Origin of the sequence: Ureibacillus aquaedulcis (assembly GCF_030418165.1) — a bacterium.
In the GTDB taxonomy this organism is placed as follows: Bacteria; Bacillota; Bacilli; order Bacillales_A; family Planococcaceae; genus Ureibacillus; species Ureibacillus aquaedulcis.
This window is the reverse complement of sequence record NZ_JAUHTQ010000001.1, coordinates 425,529-445,067: the sequence shown is the minus strand read 5'-3', so window position 1 is coordinate 445,067 and position 19,539 is coordinate 425,529. Positions and strand designations below refer to the sequence as shown.

19 protein-coding genes and 1 other annotated feature are annotated in these 19,539 nt (G+C 38.3%); of the genes, 6 read left to right on the top strand and 13 right to left on the bottom strand.

The genetic code is table 11. The annotated features are described in order from the left end of the window. The first annotated feature begins 37 nt into the window (after positions 1-37). The gene (locus tag QYB95_RS02025) at positions 38-547 is read left to right on the top strand and encodes a CotY/CotZ family spore coat protein (protein ID WP_301136407.1); all 510 of its coding nucleotides are present in this window, start codon (positions 38-40) and stop codon (positions 545-547) included. 670 nt (positions 548-1,217) lie between these two features. Here the strand turns inward: QYB95_RS02025 and QYB95_RS02020 are convergent. The 6 genes from QYB95_RS02020 to QYB95_RS01995 all read right to left on the bottom strand — a co-directional run bounded on the left by QYB95_RS02020 (position 1,218) and on the right by QYB95_RS01995 (position 6,054). Continuing rightward, on the bottom strand, positions 1,218-1,550 hold the full coding sequence (locus tag QYB95_RS02020; RefSeq protein ID WP_301136406.1) for a hypothetical protein: 333 nt from the start codon (positions 1,548-1,550) through the stop codon (positions 1,218-1,220). A gap of 95 nt (positions 1,551-1,645) precedes the next feature. Beyond that, on the bottom strand, positions 1,646-3,022 hold the full coding sequence (gene mgtE, locus QYB95_RS02015; RefSeq protein ID WP_301136405.1) for a magnesium transporter: 1,377 nt from the start codon (positions 3,020-3,022) through the stop codon (positions 1,646-1,648). Positions 3,023-3,202: 180 nt separating this feature from the next. Next, positions 3,203-4,105 (bottom strand): RluA family pseudouridine synthase, encoded by a 903-nt coding sequence (locus tag QYB95_RS02010; RefSeq protein WP_301136403.1) that lies wholly within the window; start codon positions 4,103-4,105, stop codon positions 3,203-3,205. 12 nt (positions 4,106-4,117) lie between these two features. Next, a complete protein-coding gene (locus QYB95_RS02005; RefSeq protein WP_301136402.1) occupies positions 4,118-4,912 on the bottom strand; it encodes an NAD kinase in 795 nt (264 codons plus the stop codon). Positions 4,913-4,915: 3 nt separating this feature from the next. After that, positions 4,916-5,596: a GTP pyrophosphokinase gene (locus QYB95_RS02000; RefSeq protein WP_301136401.1), complete on the bottom strand. Its 681-nt coding sequence runs from the start codon at positions 5,594-5,596 to the stop codon at positions 4,916-4,918. Between the two features lie 68 nt (positions 5,597-5,664). After that, positions 5,665-6,054 (bottom strand): UPF0738 family protein, encoded by a 390-nt coding sequence (locus QYB95_RS01995; protein WP_301136400.1) that lies wholly within the window; start codon positions 6,052-6,054, stop codon positions 5,665-5,667. A 102-nt stretch (positions 6,055-6,156) separates the two neighbouring features. On the opposite strand from QYB95_RS01995, the gene QYB95_RS01990 reads away from it, so the two are divergent. From QYB95_RS01990 to QYB95_RS01975, 4 genes are all read left to right on the top strand, one after another. Further along, positions 6,157-6,744, top strand: a complete 588-nt coding sequence (locus QYB95_RS01990) for a CYTH domain-containing protein (RefSeq protein ID WP_301136399.1) — start codon at positions 6,157-6,159, stop codon at positions 6,742-6,744. Between the two features lie 20 nt (positions 6,745-6,764). Further along, complete coding sequence (locus QYB95_RS01985; RefSeq protein WP_301136398.1) at positions 6,765-7,496, top strand: lytic transglycosylase domain-containing protein; 732 nt, start codon at positions 6,765-6,767, stop codon at positions 7,494-7,496. 197 nt (positions 7,497-7,693) lie between these two features. Beyond that, positions 7,694-8,095, top strand: coding sequence for a globin domain-containing protein (locus QYB95_RS01980; protein ID WP_301136397.1), 402 nt, complete (start codon positions 7,694-7,696; stop codon positions 8,093-8,095). After that, positions 8,092-8,904: a DsbA family protein gene (locus QYB95_RS01975; protein WP_301136396.1), complete on the top strand. Its 813-nt coding sequence runs from the start codon at positions 8,092-8,094 to the stop codon at positions 8,902-8,904. The genes QYB95_RS01980 and QYB95_RS01975 overlap by 4 nt, the downstream gene beginning before the upstream one ends. 1,012 nt (positions 8,905-9,916) lie before the next feature. Here QYB95_RS01975 and pepF read toward each other — a convergent pair. The 4 genes from pepF to spxA all read right to left on the bottom strand — a co-directional run bounded on the left by pepF (position 9,917) and on the right by spxA (position 14,635). Then, a complete protein-coding gene (gene pepF, locus QYB95_RS01970) occupies positions 9,917-11,722 on the bottom strand; it encodes an oligoendopeptidase F (protein ID WP_301136395.1) in 1,806 nt (601 codons plus the stop codon). Positions 11,723-11,789: 67 nt separating this feature from the next. After that, positions 11,790-12,914, bottom strand: a complete 1,125-nt coding sequence (locus tag QYB95_RS01965; protein WP_301136394.1) for a competence protein CoiA — start codon at positions 12,912-12,914, stop codon at positions 11,790-11,792. A 205-nt stretch (positions 12,915-13,119) separates the two neighbouring features. Next, a complete protein-coding gene (gene mecA / locus QYB95_RS01960) occupies positions 13,120-13,770 on the bottom strand; it encodes an adaptor protein MecA (RefSeq protein WP_301136393.1) in 651 nt (216 codons plus the stop codon). A 469-nt stretch (positions 13,771-14,239) separates the two neighbouring features. Next, entirely contained in the window at positions 14,240-14,635 is a 396-nt protein-coding gene (spxA, locus tag QYB95_RS01955) for a transcriptional regulator SpxA (RefSeq protein ID WP_181418012.1), read from the bottom strand. A 528-nt stretch (positions 14,636-15,163) separates the two neighbouring features. Further along, positions 15,164-15,372, top strand: a binding site (T-box leader). Positions 15,373-15,432: 60 nt separating this feature from the next. Between spxA and trpS the strand changes: the two genes are divergently transcribed. Continuing rightward, entirely contained in the window at positions 15,433-16,422 is a 990-nt protein-coding gene (trpS, locus tag QYB95_RS01950) for a tryptophan--tRNA ligase (RefSeq protein WP_301136392.1), read from the top strand. Here trpS and QYB95_RS01945 read toward each other — a convergent pair. The 3 genes from QYB95_RS01945 to QYB95_RS01935 form a co-directional block, all read right to left on the bottom strand. Beyond that, positions 16,376-16,594, bottom strand: a complete 219-nt coding sequence (locus QYB95_RS01945) for a hypothetical protein (protein WP_301136391.1) — start codon at positions 16,592-16,594, stop codon at positions 16,376-16,378. The genes trpS and QYB95_RS01945 overlap by 47 nt on opposite strands. Before the next feature lie 700 nt (positions 16,595-17,294). Then, complete coding sequence (gene fabF / locus QYB95_RS01940) at positions 17,295-18,530, bottom strand: beta-ketoacyl-ACP synthase II (protein ID WP_301136390.1); 1,236 nt, start codon at positions 18,528-18,530, stop codon at positions 17,295-17,297. Positions 18,531-18,580: 50 nt separating this feature from the next. Beyond that, complete coding sequence (locus tag QYB95_RS01935; protein WP_301136389.1) at positions 18,581-19,519, bottom strand: beta-ketoacyl-ACP synthase III; 939 nt, start codon at positions 19,517-19,519, stop codon at positions 18,581-18,583. Between the last annotated feature and the right edge of the window lie 20 nt (positions 19,520-19,539).

Genomic DNA, 19,539 nt, shown 5'->3' with positions numbered 1-19,539 from the left:
TGTAGATTGAACTAAACTTAAGAGGGGTGAAACAAAAATGGGTTGTGGAAAAAATAAATTCGAGAGTTCATCAAGAGAAGAGATGATGAATACAGGTTGTATTTGTGAAGTTGTTAAAACAATTTTAAAGCTACAAAATCAAGCAGTAAGAAATGACGATACTTGTGGCACTAGCTGTTTCATAGAACCAATCGGTGGTCTAACTAAACATGGTCACGCGGATACTCGTGTTTTCATGCTTTTAGATAACCTAGGCAGACCATTCAAGGTGGTAGCGAAAGGTAGAGATTGCACATACACACTTACACCATTCTTCCGAGTGGAGGATGTATTCGGTGATTGCTGTGCTACTTTACGTGCTATTGTTGCCGTAGAAGAAGAGGAAGCAGTAGAGTTATTTGACGAAGAAACAAGTGAAATGGTAGCAGAAGCATTCGAAGACATTACAAAATTCAAGAAAACAGAAACTTGTGTAACTGTTGATCTAAATAACTTCACGGCGATTCAATGTGTGGCAGATGTTGACCTAAATATCCATCATCACTAAGATAGCTTAGTATGGACCCAAACAGCCAATTTATAACGGCTGTTGGGTCTTTTTTGTATTTAATGCATTTTGGGAGAAAGATGGTTAGTGGGTAGTTAAATTTCTGTCATGGGATCGCTTCTTGGTTAACGGTCACTATTTTTTTCGGTTTATAGGGGGGCAGTCGCTTCCCGGTCATTACCGTTTTCGGCTTTCAGGGGCAACGATATCGCTTCTCGCTTCCCGGTCACTACTGTTTTCAGCTTTCAGGGGCAACGACTTCGCTTCTCGCTTCCCGGTCATTACTGTTTTCAGCTTTCAGGGGCAACGATATCGCTTCTCGCTTCCCGGTCATTACCGTTTTCAGCTTTCAGGAGCAACGATATCGCTTCTCGCTTCCCCCCGGTCATTAACGTATTCAGCTTTCAGGGACAACGACTTCGCTTCTCGCTTCCCGGTCACTACTGTTTTCAGCTTTCAGGGGGAAGCGACTTCGCTTCTCGCTTCCCAGTCATTAACGTTTTCAGCTTTTAAGGGCAACGATATCGCTCCTCGATTCCCGGTTACTACCGTTTTGAGCTTTTAAGGGAAACGACTTCGCTTCACGTTTCCCACCAAAAGATTCTCTCTCCAATATTTTCCCCGCAAAAAAAGAGCGATTCAACTTTATATTGAACCACTCTTTTATCGTCTAAATTTCATTAGCAATCGTAATTTGTTTTATATCATTGCCGTTAATCATCGTTATCTGATTGGATAACTTAATTTTCACATCACTACCCATTACTTCTGCCACTTTCCCTACCATTCTGTCGCCATCAACTAGATGAAAGACTAAGGTTCTAAATTGGTTAATAGGTTGTGAAAAGTAATTTAACTGTCTAGCGATAACTTGATCAAGTATGCGATCAGAACGGTTCGGTACAAATACAGAGGTACTCTCCTCCAAGAAAATATCCTTAACCTCTGCAATCTCGGTAAAATAAACTGGCGGGCTTGAAATAAACAAAATTGGTTCTTCCATTTTACACATCCCTTTTTTACTTATAAATATGCAAAATGAAGTTTTTCGTGAATCCAATCACCGATCATGAATTTTGGACCAACCCTCTAGCCCAGCTACATTAATTTTCCCAAGAAAACCGATGCTAATCCCAGGTAGATTAGTATACTTGTTACATCATTCAACGTTGTAATAAAAGGACCTGATGCAACTGCTGGGTCCGCTCCAAGTTTATGAATCAGCAGCGGGATAAAGGAACCCGCAATGGTTGCCACTAGAATAGAGGTACTGATTGCTGCACCAACCAAAAGCCCAATGATTAAGTTATCCTTCCAAAAGTAAATAATTCCTACCACAATCAGGCCACAAACAATCCCGGTAATTAACCCCGTCAACACTTCACGTAGAAGCATTTTGAATTTGCTTTTATCGCCGATTTCACCTGTTGCAATACCACGTACAGCAACAGCAAGAGCTTGTGTGCCACTGTTTCCGGAAGTACCCGAAATCAGGGGAATAAAGAGGGCAAGTAATGCAACCTTGTCTAAAGTTGCCTCAAACTGCCCCATTAGCGTTGCTGTTATCATCCCTAAAAACAACAGCATGATTAACCAAGGCAATCGTTTTTTCGCTGCTTTAAAGGGGCTTGCTTCGACGTCATCCACATCGGATAAACCCGCAAGCTTTGAATAGTCATCCGTTGCTTCTTCATCAATAACGTCGATGATATCATCGACAGTAATGATTCCCAGCATTTCATGACCGTCATTTACAACGGGAATGGCCAAAAAATTATAATCCTTCATGATTTGCGCAACTTCTTCCTGGTCATCAGAAGCCTTCACATAGACAACACGCTCATTCATAATGTCATGGATTAATGTATCCTCATCCGAAATGATTAAGTCTCTAAGAGAAATAACACCACTTAAACGATGATTATCATCTACCACGAAAACATAATAAATCGTTTCAGCGTTCGGTGCCTCATTACGCAGAACCGTCATGGCTGAGCGGACTGTCGAATTTTCATAGACCGACACATATTCGGTCGTCATAATAGCCCCGGCAGTATACTCCGCATATGCCAGTAATTCATTGATCTCCTCAGCTGTTTCACTATCCATCATTTCGAGATAGCTTTCACGCTGTTCATCATCCAGTTCATTTAAAACGTCTACCGCATCATCTGTATACATATAAGAAAGCATTTCCGCCCCATATGCAGTATCCATTTCATTTAAAAATTGCTCGTATTCTTTATCCTCTAATTCAATCGTTTCAAATATTGTCGCCATTTCTTGAGGAGACAAGAATAAATAGATGGTACTTCGTATATCAGGCCCTACCTTCTCATAAAATTGGGCCTGGTCATAGGAATGGAGCTCCAAAAAGATTTCACGGAATTGGTCAATATTTTCATCTATTAAATACTGTCGTAATTCTTCTTCATTAAAGAGCTCTTCATTTTTATTATTTTGTTGTTCTACCATACTTGTCCCCTCCTCTCAATGTAATAATAGGTGGAAAATGTTTAGTCGTAAAGGTATTTTTAAGACATCGCAAAGTTTTAATAATTCAATAAATTACCGATAAACAAAAGCAATCTTCTCTTTGTATACAGTCTATGACAAAAACAAAAGATGTTCGCTATTTTCCGAACATCTTTTCATCTAATTATTCAACAAATTTCGCATTGGTTCAAGAACTTCACTTGTAAAACGCAACGGTTGCCCAGTTAAAGGATGCTCTAGTTCCAGCAGTACACAATGTAGTGCTTGCCTATTAAGAATGGCGCGACTCCCGCCATATAGCTCATCGCCCACTAAAGGGTGGCCAATATGAGCCATATGGACCCGTATTTGATGGGTTCTGCCAGTATGAAGTTTTAGCCTTACGTGGGTAACCGGCTCCATTGTTTTTGTATACCCTCTTTTTAGGACCAAGACATCGGTATGGGAAAATTGTCCATCTGGACGAACCTCCCTCTCAATAATACTGGTCTCTTTACGTCCTATCGGTGCGATAATGGATTTCTCTGTTTCCTTTAAATGTCCATGAACGATTGCTTCATATTGTTTATTAATCAAATTCCGTTTTTGGGCAAGCCCCATTAAATGATGAATATGGCTATGCTTGGCGATACATACTATCCCCGAAGTATCACGGTCTAATCTTGTGACAATATGTACCGTTGAATGGATGCCCTGTTTTTCAAAGTACCCACCAATATAGTTTGCCAGACTTCCGGTCGGATGCTCGCGGGAAGGAATGATATTCATAAACGGAGGTTTATCCAGAATCAAGAATGCATCATCTTCATAAAGGATGGGTAAATCCCTGTGCTCAACAATAAGCCCTTCACTGAATTCCTCAGGTGGAAATAAAACGGTAACTTCATCCCCACATTTCAGGACATGCCGAACTGTTCTTTCCTCCCCATTTACCAATAAAGCACCGCCATTGTACTTGATTGATGTTAGTCCCCTTTTGGATATACCAAACCGACTTATTGCCTCCCGCAAAAGTTGTCCATCTTTACTAGCTTGAAATTGCAATTTAAATCTATTGTCCATGCTAACTCCTAATCAATCATTCGAAACAAATGAGTCATGAACGCGTTCCCAGAATGGAAATGGGCGAAAACGTGCAAAACGGACTTTTTCGGCGGCCACATTGAATGTAATCCATTTCAGGTCGCTTTGCACAAAATGTTTATGATCAATCGTCATAGTGAATTGCTGATCTTTAACAGGCTTTAATGTGCAATTATGGTGTGCTGGCAACACCAGAGAAGATCCTACAGTACGGAATACCCGGTTATTGATCGAGGCCATTTCAGTAATTTGAATGGCTGGTAGAGTCGGATGGATAATCGCCCCACCAAGTGCTTTATTATAGGCTGTACTCCCGGATGGTGTGGAAACACACAAACCATCTCCTCGGAAACGTTCAAATTGATTGCCATTTAATTCGACATCCATGACCAGCGTTACGTCAGGAGATTTAATGGTTGCCTCATTCAATGCCAGATACCTGACCGTTTCGGAGTTAAGGCAATGTACTTGAACCTCCAACAAAGGGTACTCCACTACATTAAATTCATTTTTTGCAATGGAAAGCACCAATTTTTCTAATTCGGACGGTTTCCAGTCAGCATAAAAACCAAGATGACCAGTATGAATCCCTACAAATGCAACTTGATCCAAGCGATGCGCATGGCGATGAAAAGCGTGAAGCAGTGTCCCATCCCCTCCGATTGAAATGACGATTTCGGGTTCTTCTTCATCTAAAATAAGTCCAAAATCCGTTAAATATGTTTTTGCGAGCTCCATCAATTCATTTGATTGAGGATCTCGCCGTGACTGGATTGAAAATCGCAAAGCTTACTCACGCTCCTTTTCTTCAGTAGTGGATTGGATTCGAATTTTGGGATTTGTTGAATCTTTAAACTCACTAAAGTATACCTGTGCTTCTTGTATCTCACTTCTTATGGAAGACATTTCTTCATCTAGCTTAAAAGCAGCTTCTGCAGCATTCTGCAATCGGTTTTTGATTTCTTCCGGGAATACCCCTTTATACTTATAGTTCATGGAATGCTCGATGGAAGCCCAAAAATTCATCGCCAACGTCCTGATTTGAATTTCGGCCAATACTTCGATTTTGCCTTGGATGGTTTCCACGGGATACGCTACAATCATGTGATACGAACGATAGCCACTGGGCTTGCTATGGGTAATATAATCAATTTCTTCAATAACTTTCAAATCATCTCTTTGGCGAATCAGATTGGCCACTGTCGATATATCATCCACAAATTGACACATAATCCGCAGCCCTGCAATATCTTGCAATTCGGTAGCCAATTGTTTTGATGGCTCAAACGGAACCCCTTTTTCAAGTGTTTTATCATATATACTGGCTAAGGGTTTCACACGCCCTGTCACAAATTCGATTGGAGAAGTTGTTCCAGAAGCACCAAATTGTGAACGCATCCCTCTAAATTTTATTTTCAACTCATCAACTGCCTGGATATAAGGACTTAAAAAATTTCCCCACGTTCCCATTGAAGACTCCTCCCAAATGCAAAGACTTTCAACTTTCTAAATCAAATATCTCGATTTTTTTAAAGTTCTTATGCTTCCTCTTTTAAAATCTCGGTAAAAGCTTTTTCTACTGCCTCAACGAAGGCTTTTCCATAGTTTTCGTTCCCTTCGATATTGAAGAGGAGCATCTGCAATTCTTCTGTAAAATTTCTTAATTCAATTTTTTGTTCATTTAAAATAAGATAAGGGTTTTGATCAGACTTTAAAACTCGCACCAATGCTGGCCATAAGTCTTCCGGCAAGTATAAATAGCTATATTCACCCTGTTCTTCAACGAGGTAGATAAATGATAAATGATCTGAATCTGTTAAAACCTGCCCTGCAGGCTGAATTTGTATTTTGTTTTCATTTTCGTTTAAACTAAGGTGTAAATCATTATGTACGAATTGATATTTTTCAATGTAATAAATATTTCGCATTATGTAAAATTCCCCTTCTGCACTTTTCTTATCATATTTTAACATAGCTGCCTGCAATTCGAGAAAGAGAATGTGGAAAATACCTGTTAAGGAAGGAAAAACATGACCCAAGAATTAGAAATTGAATTTAAAAATGTCTTAACTAAACAACAATATGAAACTTTATTAAAAAAATTCCAAGTGACAGAAGAAATGATTGTACGTCAAACAAATCACTATTTTGATACGAAGGACTTTCAGCTAAAACAGTTATTGAGTGGTTTAAGAATCCGTGAAACGAAAAAAAGCATTGTTTGTACATTAAAAGTACGCACTGCTGCAAATACTCATCTTGAGATAACGGATGCCATTACAAAGGAACAGGCCGATTTAATGCTTTCTGGAAAAGCGTTCTTTGCAGATAGTGTAAAAACTCAATTGCAGGACCTGGAAGTACCCGTCGAACAGTTGCGTCTATTTGGCACACTAACGACAGATCGAGTAGAATTTAGTTACAAAGGTGGAACTATTGTGTTTGACCATTCTTTTTATTTAAACTGCGATGATTATGAGGTAGAATATGAGACAGACGAGGAAGCCCTCGGCGAAGAAATCTTTGAAAACTTCTTGAAAGAAAACGACATTCCTAAGCAAATAGCCGATAAAAAAATCGCACGCTTCATGAATGCATTAAAATCGGAGAAAGGTTGATTGTTTTGGATATATCATCAATGAAAATGTTGTTGGAACTGCAAGCAATTCAATCAATTGGCAATACACAATCGAATGTTCAATCCGTATCGGGTGAACCTTCAGTTTTCACTGGGCTGCTTGAAGAAATGATGACCCCATCTACCTCTTCATTAACTGACCCTGAAAATTTACTGGGGTATTACGGAAATCTTAATTCTAATACAACGACCAATTCTATAGATAACAATTACTTATCATCTTTTGTCTACAATAGTGAGACATTGCCAACTTCTTATTACACGGACCTGACACAAAATGAGGAGAGTGTCTTCTCAAATTACATAAATAAAGATTACTTAAATACTGCTGGATTTACGAACGTATTGGCCGGCGCAAACGCATATAGTGATATTATTGAACAAGCCTCGCAAAAATACGGTGTGCCAGGAAAGCTTATCGCTGCAGTCATGAAACAAGAATCAAACTATGATGAACATGCTGTCAGTTCCGCCGGTGCAACAGGTTTAATGCAGCTAATGCCCGGTACAGCAAAATATCTTGGTGTACAAGACCCAAAAGATCCCGTACAAAATATAATGGGTGGTACAAAATATTTAGGCCAAATGCTAGAAAAATTCGATCAAAATATTGAATTAGCACTGGCAGCCTACAATGCAGGTCCAGGAAACGTTTCAAAATATGGCGGAATTCCTCCATTTACTGAAACAAAAAACTATGTCAATAAAATACTGAATTACTACAATGCTTGATTTATAGAAGTTTTTTTCTTTGTTTTCCATGATTTTGATAACGATCCTACGACTCGGTCATGCTATTTGTTTGAGAAAAAAGTAATACGTTGTTAAAATATATATATCACGTTACTTTAAAACAGTGGTTATAGACGAAACAGTATACTACAAATGGATATTCTTGCGTATACTAAAAGAAGTAAAGGAGTACACCTATGAATCGAAAATACACGATTCCTTACGAGGAAATTGGTGCTGAAAAACTTTCTGAGCTCCTTCACGCTTTTTATGAACGTGTTGGGAGACATCCACAGTTAATACCTATTTTTCCGGAAGACTTAACTGAAACAACTAGAAAACAAATTCAATTTCAGACCCAGTACCTAGGTGGGCCTAATATATATACAGAAGAACATGGACATCCGATGCTAAGGGCACGGCATATCCCCTTTAAGATTACACCTGACCGTGCGCAGGCCTGGTTGGAATGTATGAAGGAAGCAATGGATGAAGTTGGACTTGAAGGGAATTTCCGTGAAGTCTACTACCAACGTCTTGTCTTGACAGCGAATCATATGATTAACGCGCCAAATGAAGATGAGGAGGGTTCAGAGTGAATAATGTTCAATTATTGTCGAAACCTGCCCCAGCATCTACTACTAAACCAATAGAATTATATATTTTTATCGATCCGCTTTGTCAAAAAGCCCTAAAAATGCAGACGATGCTGCGTAAGCTCCAATTGGAATATGAACATTATTTTACATGGCGTTATATTCTAAGTACGAAGCTCGCCTCTCTTAATACATTGGGCCGTCGTACAAAGGGTTGCATGACGGGGGCGGAATTGGATATTACTCATCCTGCACTCCCTTCAATCGCAGTGAAAGCAGCTGAGTTACAAGGTAAACGTGCATCAGCCCGCTTTTTGCTAAAACTACAGGAACACGCATTGCTAAAGACGAAGGAAGTCACTTCCTATTCCGCTCTTATCGAAATTGCCAAGGAATCAGATATTGACATCGATGAATTCATTTCGGATTTTGGCTCTAAGGAAGCTGCTCGCGCTTTTCAATGTGATTTACATATCACGCGAGAAATGGAAATCGAGGAAGTCCCAAGCATCGTTTTCTTTAACGAATGTATCGAAGACGAGGGATTAAAAGTAAGTGGCATGTATACCTATGAAGTGTATGTCCAAATATTGCAGGAGATGATGAATGAAGAAGAAATCATTTGCAATCCCCTTCCTTCCTTTGATGAATTATTTTCACGCTTTCAAACCTTGACGACAAGTGAAGTAGCAGAAATCTATTCGATGTCCTTGCAACAAGCAGAACGCGAATTGAAGAAACGAATGCTTCAGCAAAAAATCGAACGTATTCATTGTGATGAAATTACGCTCTGGCGTCGTAAGCTGAATTAACCGGCAATTATAATTTTAACTCTATTATTTTACTTTATATTTTAGTAGACAAAGTCAAATCGGCTTTGTCTATTTTTTTGTGAGTATTTATAAGAGAGGCGGATGTATGTATAGAGTGCATAGGGAGAGAGACACAATTCTGGTTGCTATTGAGTTTCTGTTGTTAAACGGGGGAAGTTTTTTAATTATATTAAGCAAAAATGCTATGAACATAAAAAAGAGACGTCATCGACTGACGCCTCTTCAAAGGGGATGGGAGAAATGTTCACGTTCAAACAAAGGGGTGTATGTTTGTTATGTGATTTATTTCACGTATTTACTTTATCACGGAATAATTATCTATGCAACACTATGAAAATAGTTTCACAAATTCGTCAAATAGTAACCGTTTTCAATAAACATATTTAATTATAGGCATTAACACTCATTCATCTAGGCAGGGTTCTTTCTAAGGTAGGCAAGATTGTGAAACAACAACATGAAATTGAATACAAAATTGCTATTAAAATTATAACAACTTCTTAGGGCAAGAGATTATATGCTGTTGTCCTTTTATAAGCTTAGAGTTATGTTTTTTTACACTGTACTAGATTTGCTGATGTACTAGATATTATTTTCGAGGAACAGTAATGCTGCTTTCTGCTTTTGTTGACCAGTTACTGTGCTACTTGCGGACTTTTAAAGTTACTTTTCCTTTTTGTTGTCCACGAGCTTGCTGTTCGGGGACTTATAACCTTACCTTTCTTCTTCTATTGCCCACGAGTTCTCTTCTCATGGACTTGTAAAAAACTACTTTTCTACTTCTATTGTCCCTGAGCTCCCTTCTCGAAGCTGCCTTCCCCTTCTATTGTCCTCGATACATTCCCTGAATCTTAAATCCTACTGCGGACTCCTCCATTCCTCACTTTTCATTCAATACTAACAAGCCTGTTTCCTATAACTTATAATGTCCATGAAAAGAAAAAACTCCACAGCTAAAGATCACTGTGGAGTTTTTGTAAATATAGTCACCTTATTTCAGTAGTAATGCTTCAAGTTCACTTAATCGCTCTTCGAAGACTTTACATGCTTCTTGAATCGGTGCAGGTGATTCCATGTCGACACCTGCAGCTTTTAATACTTCGATTGGGAAGTCCGAGCAACCCGCTTTCAGGAAATTGTTGAGATAGCGTTCAACAGCAGGTTGGCCTTCTTCTAGAATTTGCTTGCTTAGTGCAGTAGCTGCACTTTGGCCAGTAGCGTATTGGTATACATAGTAATTGTAATAGAAATGAGGGATTCTAGCCCATTCCAAACCGATTTCCTCATCTACCGTCATTTCTTCGCCGAAGTATTGTTTATTTAAATCGTAGTAGATTTCCGTTAAACGCTCTGCAGTCAATGCTTCTCCATTACCGTCAAGTTCGTGGATAATATGTTCAAATTCAGCAAACATCGTTTGACGGAATACCGTGCTGCGGAATCCATCTAACCAGTGATTTAATAAGTAAATTTTTTGTTGTGCATCCTCACTTGTTTTCAGTAGATAATCAAATAATAATTCTTCATTGCAAGTTGAGGCAACCTCAGCTACAAAAATAGAATAGCTTGCATACGGATATGGCTGGTTTTGACGAGTAAGGTAGCTATGCATACTATGGCCAAATTCGTGGGCTAAAGTAAACAGGTTATTTAAGTTGTCTTGCCAGTTCATTAAAATGAATGGGTTTGTACCAAATGTGCCTGAAGAATAAGCACCACTGCGTTTTCCTTTGTTTTCAAGTACATCAACCCAGCGGCTATCTAACCCTTTTTGTACATTTGCTTGATATTCTGCACCAAGCGGCTCAAAACTCTTCACCATAATTTCTTTTGCTTCCTCGTAAGGCATATCCACTTTTACTTCTTTTACGAGAGGTGTAAATAGATCGTACATGTGTAATTCATCTAAACCTAAAACCTTTTTTCTTAATGAAACGTAACGGTGTAGGACTGGCAAAAATTCATGAATCGTTGAGATTAGTTGATCGTAAACTTTTTCTGGAATATAGTTATTGCTCATGGCACTTTGTCGTGCTGATTCATACTTACGAATTTTCGCCCTTACATTATGAGCTTTTACGTTCCCTGATAATGTTGTGGCAAACGTATTTTGAAATTTGCCGTATGTTTGGTACATTGCTTTAAATGCACTTTCTCTAACTTCTCGTTGATCGCTTTCTAAAAACGTAACATAGTTGCCATGCGTTAGCTGGATTTCTTCCCCTTTATCATTTTTAACTTTCGGGAACTCCAGGTCCGCATTATTTAATGCACTAAATGTATTCCCTGATGCTCCTGTTACTTCCGACATTTGTGCAAGCAACTCTTCCTTGTCAGCCGATAAGATATGGGGACGTTGCAAGTTTAATTCCGTCAGCATTTGATTGTATAAACTTAGAGGCTCATATTCATTAATATAATTTTTGATTGTTTCCTCATCAATTGAAAGAATCTCAGGCGTAACAAATGACCATGCAGCAGAAAACTTTGCTCCTAATGATCTTACTCTGCTATCCATAGCCTGATACTTCCCATTTGTTGTATCCTGATCATGCTTCAAATGGCTGTACACGTATAGTCTTCCAAAGCGTTCTGATAATTTATCGCTGAATTGTAATGTATCGTATAAGTTTTTGGCTCCTTGGGCAACTTGGCCTTTAAACTTTTCTGCCTCTGGAATGAGCTTTTCAATTTCCTTAAATTCTAGTTCCCATGCTTCATCGGATTGGAAAATACCCTCCAAATCCCATGTTAGTTCTACAGGTACTTCTTCACGAGTTAATACCTTTTTCGCCATTTTAAAAAACCTCCGTTACCGTTTATTTCGAAGTTCGAATAACATGTTTATTTTCTCAATATTTCGTCTACATTGCAAGAAATTGGTTATATAATACCTCTAATAATTTTTCATCATCAATAGTTTGATAGGAATGATGAATTGATAACTTTTCAAGGAAACTGCAATAATTGTAAACCACCTGATAGGCAATTCTCGTTTCCGGTAGCCTTGCCCAATTTAAAAAGTAATAAACTGTTTGCCCTTTTATATGACAGAGTTCGATCTTGGTGGTATGGATAAAGTAAAATAGTGCAAGCTGCCAATCAACCGAAAATACTTCTAATCCTTCACTTCCTTTAAGAGGTATACCAATATAATTTGGCAATGAGTGCAAATTCATACGCAGTTCATAAGCACTTCTTAAAAGCAGATCGTTCACACCGCTTCTATTTAATAGTACTCTCGATTGCAAATAGTTATGTTTCGTTTGTTGATAGATTAGCCAGAATTGCTCGAATTCCTCTTTCGTTATAGGTTTTGGTAAATAGAATGGGAACTTTTGACTTGTTAATGGTATGGTTTGTACTTTTGAGATAAAACGATTTCCATGTAAGTAGAGTAAATTGGAGAGATAAAAAAATTGTCGCACTTTCGGATTGTATGTCATAAGATATGGATGGTGTTTCGTGTTCTGTTTAAACAATTGATAGTTTTTGCTAATTGAAATTTTTTGAATACCTTTTTTCACAATTTTGTCGGGCGTATTAGGAATCCAGATAGGAGAAATGCCTTCACGCTTGTAACCGTTATTGCGATCCATTAATTTTTCTATCGAGATTGGACTGCATTGAAATTCAATCGCCAGTGGCTGATTTGTAGTCCGTTCCAATAAGATGTCCGGTCGCTGTTGAATACTTGGTAAATAGGCTTCTAATTGGGCATCCAATTCCAACGCTCTAAATAAGCTGTATAATTGCTCCTTACCTTTAAGATGTGTCTCGGATTCTCTATCTGAGAACAGATTTTCACAATTACTTAATGAAGAATGAGCAAAATGGGGAATTTTTAATGAACCAATTTTAAATAATAATTGCTGTTTGCATAGAGGGCAATAAAATTTCTCTGTTTTACGGAGCTGATGTAATGTTGCCAGAGGTATGCTTGAATGTAAGATAAAGGGCTTATTTAGTTCTGTATGGGCTACAAGCATAAGATACCTCCTTACGTTTATTCTAAATTGGATAGATTGAAAATTCAACTCAATTTGGAAAAAACAGGCAAACTTATCTTTTGAGGCTTTTTAGGAACAAAAAAAGAGATGCCTTTTGAGAAAGACACCTCGTTTTATTGTTTTAATGGTCAATTAGGTAACCATTTATAGCTCGATAAACCTTATTAGTTAAAGATTCCCTAACTTATGCAAAATATTCGATGACTGTTTCAAAACAATCTTGTTCCATAATTGTTTCGCCATATTCCTGTATACGATAAATAGTCATTTTGGAAGCAGTTAGGTACTCATTGATGATCGAACGGATATTTTGCCGTTCCGTGTTTTCCTCAACATTCGAGAAATCAACTGCCAGGAAATAGTGTTTCTCATATTTGTACAGCGAAGATTGTAACCCAAACTGCACTAAACGGTTTGCAACAGGGATAATTTCATCAATGTCCCTAAATTTATAAAGAGATATATTATTGAGACCCGGATGGTTTATATCCTCATCATCGTAGGTATCAAAAATAGATTCATCTAGATTTTTATGTGCTGCATCTCGATGCTCCTCAAAACTAGATAGCAAAGAGTTGGAATCCCCATCTGAATTTATATTAGCTCTTGTTACTATTACTTCAAGGCCATGTTCCGAAGCATTTACATGAATCCAAATTGGTCCATCAAGGTCGAAGTAATCTTCTGTATTAATTTCGCCAATCATATCCCAGAAAAGTTCTTCCCCTTTTGCTCTGTTGTACCAAATTTCTTCGCGGCTATAACCACGGTCCTCAATATCACGGTAAGTAATAAAGAGCTTTATTGTATTTTCGTTTACGCGTTCGATGTCCATTAGACTTCAACTCCCTTCACAGTCATTCGTTGAAAAACAAAGAAAGCGTCCTTAGTATGTTTTGGATTGCTGAAGTTTAACCAAACAATTCAAAACCGTCATACAGGTTAAAGAATAAATCATTTTTCTATATATCTATGCTTTATTCTATAATTCTATTGTATGATTACCTATATAAAATGAAAAGAAAAAAACACTGCAAAATAAAATAAATTGAATATTGAAATTGTAGATGACAAAGCGTGTGAAATCAAGTATAAAGCATTCAAAAATGAGCAAATACAGAGTAAATTTTATCCCTAATCTTCTAAAAATATGTAATCATCATACTGGAATAAAAAACTGATATAATCTTTGGAAACTAATGCTTTCACTTCTAGGCAGGTAAAAGCTAATAAAAAATAAAAACGATAAAATCCAGTGATAATGGATTTTATCGATATACTCTCAAGAATATTCCTAGAAATGATTAATTAACCATTTTTTGCGCTTCGAGTAGTTGGAATGCTCGAACTTTTCTAGGTAAGAATCGTCGAATCTCATCTTCATTATACCCAACTTGTAGACGTTTTTCGTCTAGAATGATTGGACGGCGAAGTAATCCAGGGTACTCTTGAATTAACTCGTATAATTGTTGAAGCGGTAAACTTTCAACATCTACATTTAATTTTTGGAATATTTTAGAACGAGTTGAGATAATTTCATCGGTTCCATCTTCTGTCATTCTCAATATTTCTTTTATTTCACTGATTGTTAATGGTTCAGAAAAAATATTTCGTTCGCGATAAGCAATTTCATGTTCTTCCAGCCATGCTTTTGCTTTTCTGCATGATGTACAACTTGGTGATGTAAATAATGTTACAATCATTATTACACTTCCTTTCCGAGCTATGATGTGATCTATAATCAAGTTTTTATTAATTTAGAATTAGTTTAATTAAATCAATGAATTAATTATACAATAATCTTAGGCTTTTGGATATAGCTTACATATAAAAAAGATAGTAAACGCAATATTAATTATCCTTTTTTCTTCTGTTTCATACGTAAATTTCATATTTTTGTTATAGTACACGGGTTATATTCCCTTTAGTCGCTTGAAGTAAACCTATATAATTGTGATATAGCAAATTCTCAATTAGTCGACATTAATCGAGAAGAATCACAACTTTCTGTTAATTACAGCTTCAGTTTACAAAGTTTTCAGGAAAAGAAAATAATTTCTTTTACGTTACAATTAATACCCAAAGATCAGCCATTTCATTCAAAATTAATAAGAAAATAAAATTTGCTTTTGAAACTGTTTTTGTATATGATTTTTTATATACTATTTCGGAAATGAAATTGCAAATGTTCCATTAAAGCGCTGTGTTAAATCGCAGTATAACGAATTGAAAAAACGATGATAAAGATTAGTACTTTTGCCTCCCGTGCAAAGAGAGTCTGTGGTTGGTGCAAACAGAAGACGGAGCAATTGGAATGGACTTTTGAGTGGCTTTATGAAAATAGTAGTAAAGCACGGCTGCTTCACGTTACGAAGTCAAAGTGGTCATTTTTGACAAACTGGGTGGTACCGCGGATTCAACATCATTCGTCCCTTTACGTGAAAGCGTAAGGGCGTGTGATGTTTTTTTATTTTTATTTAAACTAGGAGGCTTTACAATGAAAACAATTTTTTCAGGTGTTCAACCAACAGGTGTGATAACTTTGGGCAACTATATTGGGGCTTTTATGCAATTCCCATCTCTTCAAGACGAAGGAAATGCTATTTATTGCATCGTCGATCAGCATGCAATCACGGTTCCTCAAGATCCCAAAGAATTGCGCTCAAATATTCGTACGTTAGCTGCTACTTATTTAGCCACAGGAATCGATCCTGATAAGGCAACTTTATTTATCCAATCAGAAGTTCCTGCCCATGCACAAGCAGGTTGGATGCTGCAATGCGTTGCAACAATTGGTGAACTTGAGCGAATGACGCAGTATAAGGATAAATCCGATGGAAAAGAATCGGTAACAGCCGGTTTATTAACATATCCGCCATTAATGGCTGGCGATATTCTCTTGTATAACACAAATATCGTGCCTGTTGGGGATGACCAAAAACAACATATCGAGTTAACGCGTGATTTAGCTGAACGCTTTAACAAACGTTTTGGAGATGTTTTTGTTGTTCCGGAAATCCAATTGCCTAAGGCTGGTGCACGCATTAAATCATTGCAGGAACCAACTAAAAAGATGAGTAAATCCGACCCAAATACAAAAGCAACAATTCGATTCCTTGATACACCGAAACAAATTGAGAAGAAAGTTAAATCCGCCGTTACGGATTCAGATGGTTATGTAGTATTTGATGAAGTAAATAAACCAGGTGTTTCCAATCTATTGACAATCGAGTCGGCAGTTACCGGAATTGATATTCCAACTCTTGTCCAAAAATATGATGGCCTAGGTTATGGTGCCTTTAAAGAAGGCGTGGCAACCAGCCTGATTGAACATTTGACGCCAATCCAGCAACGCTTTAATGAATTGATCGATTCAGATGAATTAGACAAAATTCTGGACGAAGGTGCAGAAAAAGCAAATGCCATTGCTTCAAAAACAATCACAAGAATGGAAAACGCGATGGGATTAGGTCGAAAATCAAGATAAACAGCACAATAATCGATGCAATTGCTAAGTAAAGCTCATGGGTCCCAAGAATGAAAGCCCAAACAGCTGACCATGAATAGCCAAGAGTACGGTAATTTAAATAAAGAAGCAGATTACCTACCGACATAACGCAAATGCCATAACTAAATAAAAATACCATAAATCGAAACATGTCCATCATCCCCTTTAATAACTAAATATTCATTTATGAACACAAAAATGCCTTTAGCTCTTCGCTAAAGGCATTTAACTTATCGACAAACTAAAAAAGCGAAAGGTGCTTGCCCAGCTACGCGTCGACGAAAACGCAACATCCTGTTGCATCGTCGACATGACTCACATCGTGTGACCCCCAACAACTGTAATAATCGACAAAAGGACGCTTTTTGGCAGACTAGGAAAGGCAAATTCTTTCCTAGTCTGCATAAGGGCAACTAAGGCTGATTGCCAAAATCCTTTCCAATCAGCCAAGTTTTCTAATCCTTGCGGGCGATTCTGAAGTTGTCGAGGAGCTAGCACCTGCAGCTAGACATTAAAAGCGAAAGGTGCTCGCCCAGCTACGCGTCGACGAAAACGCAACATCCTGTTGCATCGTCGACATGACTCACATCGTGTGACCCCCCCCCAACAACTGGCCGACAAAAGGACGCTTTTTGGCAGACTATGAAAGGCAAATTCTTTCCTAGTCTACATAAGTGCAACTAAGGTCGATTGCCAAAATCCTTCCTAATCAGCCAAGTTTTTTCTAATCCTCAGGCGTTTTCTACTTTCCTGAGGAGCCAGCACCGTCAGCTAGAAAAGAAAAAGCTTCAGGTGCCCGCGAAATAAGCTGGCACTTGAAGCTGGAACTAATCGAGATTTAGAAATTTAAATTAATCAACCTTTTTCAGGACAATACTTGCATTATGTCCGCCAAAGCCAAGTGAGTTACTCATCCCATATTCTACATACTGCTGGCGTGCTGTATTTGGAATATAATCTAGGTCACACTCTGGATCCGGAGTTGTCAGATTGATTGTTGGAGGCAGTACCCCTTCTTTTAATGCTAACGCAGTAAAGATTGCTTCCACCCCACCGGCAGCGCCTAGTAAGTGACCAGTCATTGATTTTGTCGAGCTCATCGCCAAGTTATAAGCATGCTCGCCAAATACTGTTTTTACTGCTTTTGTTTCAAATAAATCATTATATGGTGTACTAGTACCGTGAGCATTGATATAGCCAACCTGTGATGGATCAACTCCGCCATCTTCCAGTGCTTGACGGATCGCTCTAGCAGCACCTTCCCCTTCTGGTGCAGGAGCTGTGATATGATGCGCATCCCCAGTTGAACCATAGCCTACAACTTCAGCATAGATCTTAGCACCACGCGCTTTCGCAAATTCGTACTCTTCCAATACCAAGATGCCCGCTCCTTCACCAATAACGAATCCATCACGGTTTGCGTCGAATGGACGTGAAGCAGTCTCAGCATCCGGGTTTAGTGAAAGTGCCGTACTTGAACAGAAACCGGCAACTGCCATATTCACGATTGGCGCCTCTGCTCCACCTGTAATCATTGCATCCGCGTCTCCGCGCTGGATTACTTTAAAAGCGTCTCCAATTGAGTTCGTTCCCGATGCACAGGCAGTAACCGAACAAGAGTTGATGCCCTTAGCTCCAAAGTGAATTGAAACTTGGCCTGAAGCCATATTTGGAATCATCATTGGGACAAAGAATGGGCTTACTCGTCTTACACCACGTTCTTGGAATGTGATATATTGATTTTCATATGTTTCCATTCCGCCAATACCAGAACCAATCCAAACTCCTACACGAGGAGCAATTTCTTCTGTAATTGCCAACCCTGAATCTTTCATCGCCATGATGGAAGCTGCCAGAGCATAATGCGTGAAACGGTCCATTTTTCTAGCTTCTTTTTTCTCGATATATTGTTCAATATCGAAATCTTTTACTTCTGCCGCTATTTTTACAGGGAATTTTTCTACATCTAATCGCGTTAACGGTCCAACACCGGATTTCCCTGCTTTTAAATTTTCCCATGTTTCTTCTATCGAATTTCCTAGAGGTGTAACAGCACCAATACCAGTAATTACTACTCTTCTATTCATAGTTCTTGAAATCCCCCTTAATTTTAAAATCCAGCTTTGTTTTAAAAAAATTATTTACCCCACTTGATGACTGCTCCACCCCAAGTAAGGCCGCCACCAAAACCAACTAAAACAAGAATATCATCATCTTTGATTCTACCATCTTCCAATTCATCTGCCAAAGCAAGTCCGATGGAAGCGGATGAAGTATTTCCGTATTTGTGGATATGCTTGGATAGTTTTTCATCCGGTAATTCAAGTCTTTCACGAGATGCTTCCATTATACGAATATTTGCCTGATGGGGAATGAGTAAATCCACATCTTCTTTTGATAATCCAGCCTTTTCCAGAACGGAAACTGCGGTTTCACCCATTTGTCTAACGGCAAATTTGAATACTTCTCGTCCGTTCATTGAAATTGTTTGCTCGTCATTTAGGAATAGGTGTTTACCGCCTGTTCCATCTGCACCTAATTCAAATGATAAAATCCCTCTACCTTCACTTACTTCACCTACAACCGCAGCACATGCACCATCGCCGAATAATACTGCCGTGTTTCGATCATTCCAGTCTGTGACTTTCGATAATTTTTCAACACCAACTACTAAGACATAATTGTAACTCTTGCTTTCAATGAATTGCTTTGCCGTGGCAAGTGCATAAATAAATCCTGAGCATGCTGCCGAAACATCCATTGCTGCTGCATTAACAGCACCTAGCGTTTCCTGTATTTGGCATGCGACACTTGGAAAAGCACGGTCTGGAGTTACCGTAGCAACTAATATTAGACCAATCTGATCTGCTGTAATATTGGCATTTTCCATTGCTTTTTTTGCAGCCGCAAGAGCTAAGTCCGAAGTATTTTCTTCTTCTGCTGCGATTCTTCTTTCTTGTATACCAGTTCTTGTACGAATCCATTCATCATTTGTATCTAAAGTTTTTTCTAAATCAAAATTTGTTAAAATCTTTTCCGGAACATATTTCCCTAATCCAATAATCCCTGCGTTCATTTAAATCCCCCCGTTTTACT

Coding starts and splice junctions, on each gene's coding strand:
- QYB95_RS02025 (WP_301136407.1), top strand. CDS start 38: ATGGGTTGTGGAAAAAATAAATTCGAGAGTTCATCAAGAGAAGAGATG.
- QYB95_RS02020 (WP_301136406.1), bottom strand. CDS start 1,550: ATGGAAGAACCAATTTTGTTTATTTCAAGCCCGCCAGTTTATTTTACC.
- mgtE (WP_301136405.1), bottom strand. CDS start 3,022: ATGGTAGAACAACAAAATAATAAAAATGAAGAGCTCTTTAATGAAGAA.
- QYB95_RS02010 (WP_301136403.1), bottom strand. CDS start 4,105: ATGGACAATAGATTTAAATTGCAATTTCAAGCTAGTAAAGATGGACAA.
- QYB95_RS02000 (WP_301136401.1), bottom strand. CDS start 5,596: ATGGGAACGTGGGGAAATTTTTTAAGTCCTTATATCCAGGCAGTTGAT.
- QYB95_RS01995 (WP_301136400.1), bottom strand. CDS start 6,054: ATGCGAAATATTTATTACATTGAAAAATATCAATTCGTACATAATGAT.
- QYB95_RS01990 (WP_301136399.1), top strand. CDS start 6,157: ATGACCCAAGAATTAGAAATTGAATTTAAAAATGTCTTAACTAAACAA.
- QYB95_RS01985 (WP_301136398.1), top strand. CDS start 6,765: ATGAAAATGTTGTTGGAACTGCAAGCAATTCAATCAATTGGCAATACA.
- QYB95_RS01980 (WP_301136397.1), top strand. CDS start 7,694: ATGAATCGAAAATACACGATTCCTTACGAGGAAATTGGTGCTGAAAAA.
- pepF (WP_301136395.1), bottom strand. CDS start 11,722: ATGGCGAAAAAGGTATTAACTCGTGAAGAAGTACCTGTAGAACTAACA.
- QYB95_RS01965 (WP_301136394.1), bottom strand. CDS start 12,914: ATGCTTGTAGCCCATACAGAACTAAATAAGCCCTTTATCTTACATTCA.
- mecA (WP_301136393.1), bottom strand. CDS start 13,770: ATGGACATCGAACGCGTAAACGAAAATACAATAAAGCTCTTTATTACT.
- trpS (WP_301136392.1), top strand. CDS start 15,433: ATGAAAACAATTTTTTCAGGTGTTCAACCAACAGGTGTGATAACTTTG.
- QYB95_RS01945 (WP_301136391.1), bottom strand. CDS start 16,594: ATGTTTCGATTTATGGTATTTTTATTTAGTTATGGCATTTGCGTTATG.
- fabF (WP_301136390.1), bottom strand. CDS start 18,530: ATGAATAGAAGAGTAGTAATTACTGGTATTGGTGCTGTTACACCTCTA.
- QYB95_RS01935 (WP_301136389.1), bottom strand. CDS start 19,519: ATGAACGCAGGGATTATTGGATTAGGGAAATATGTTCCGGAAAAGATT.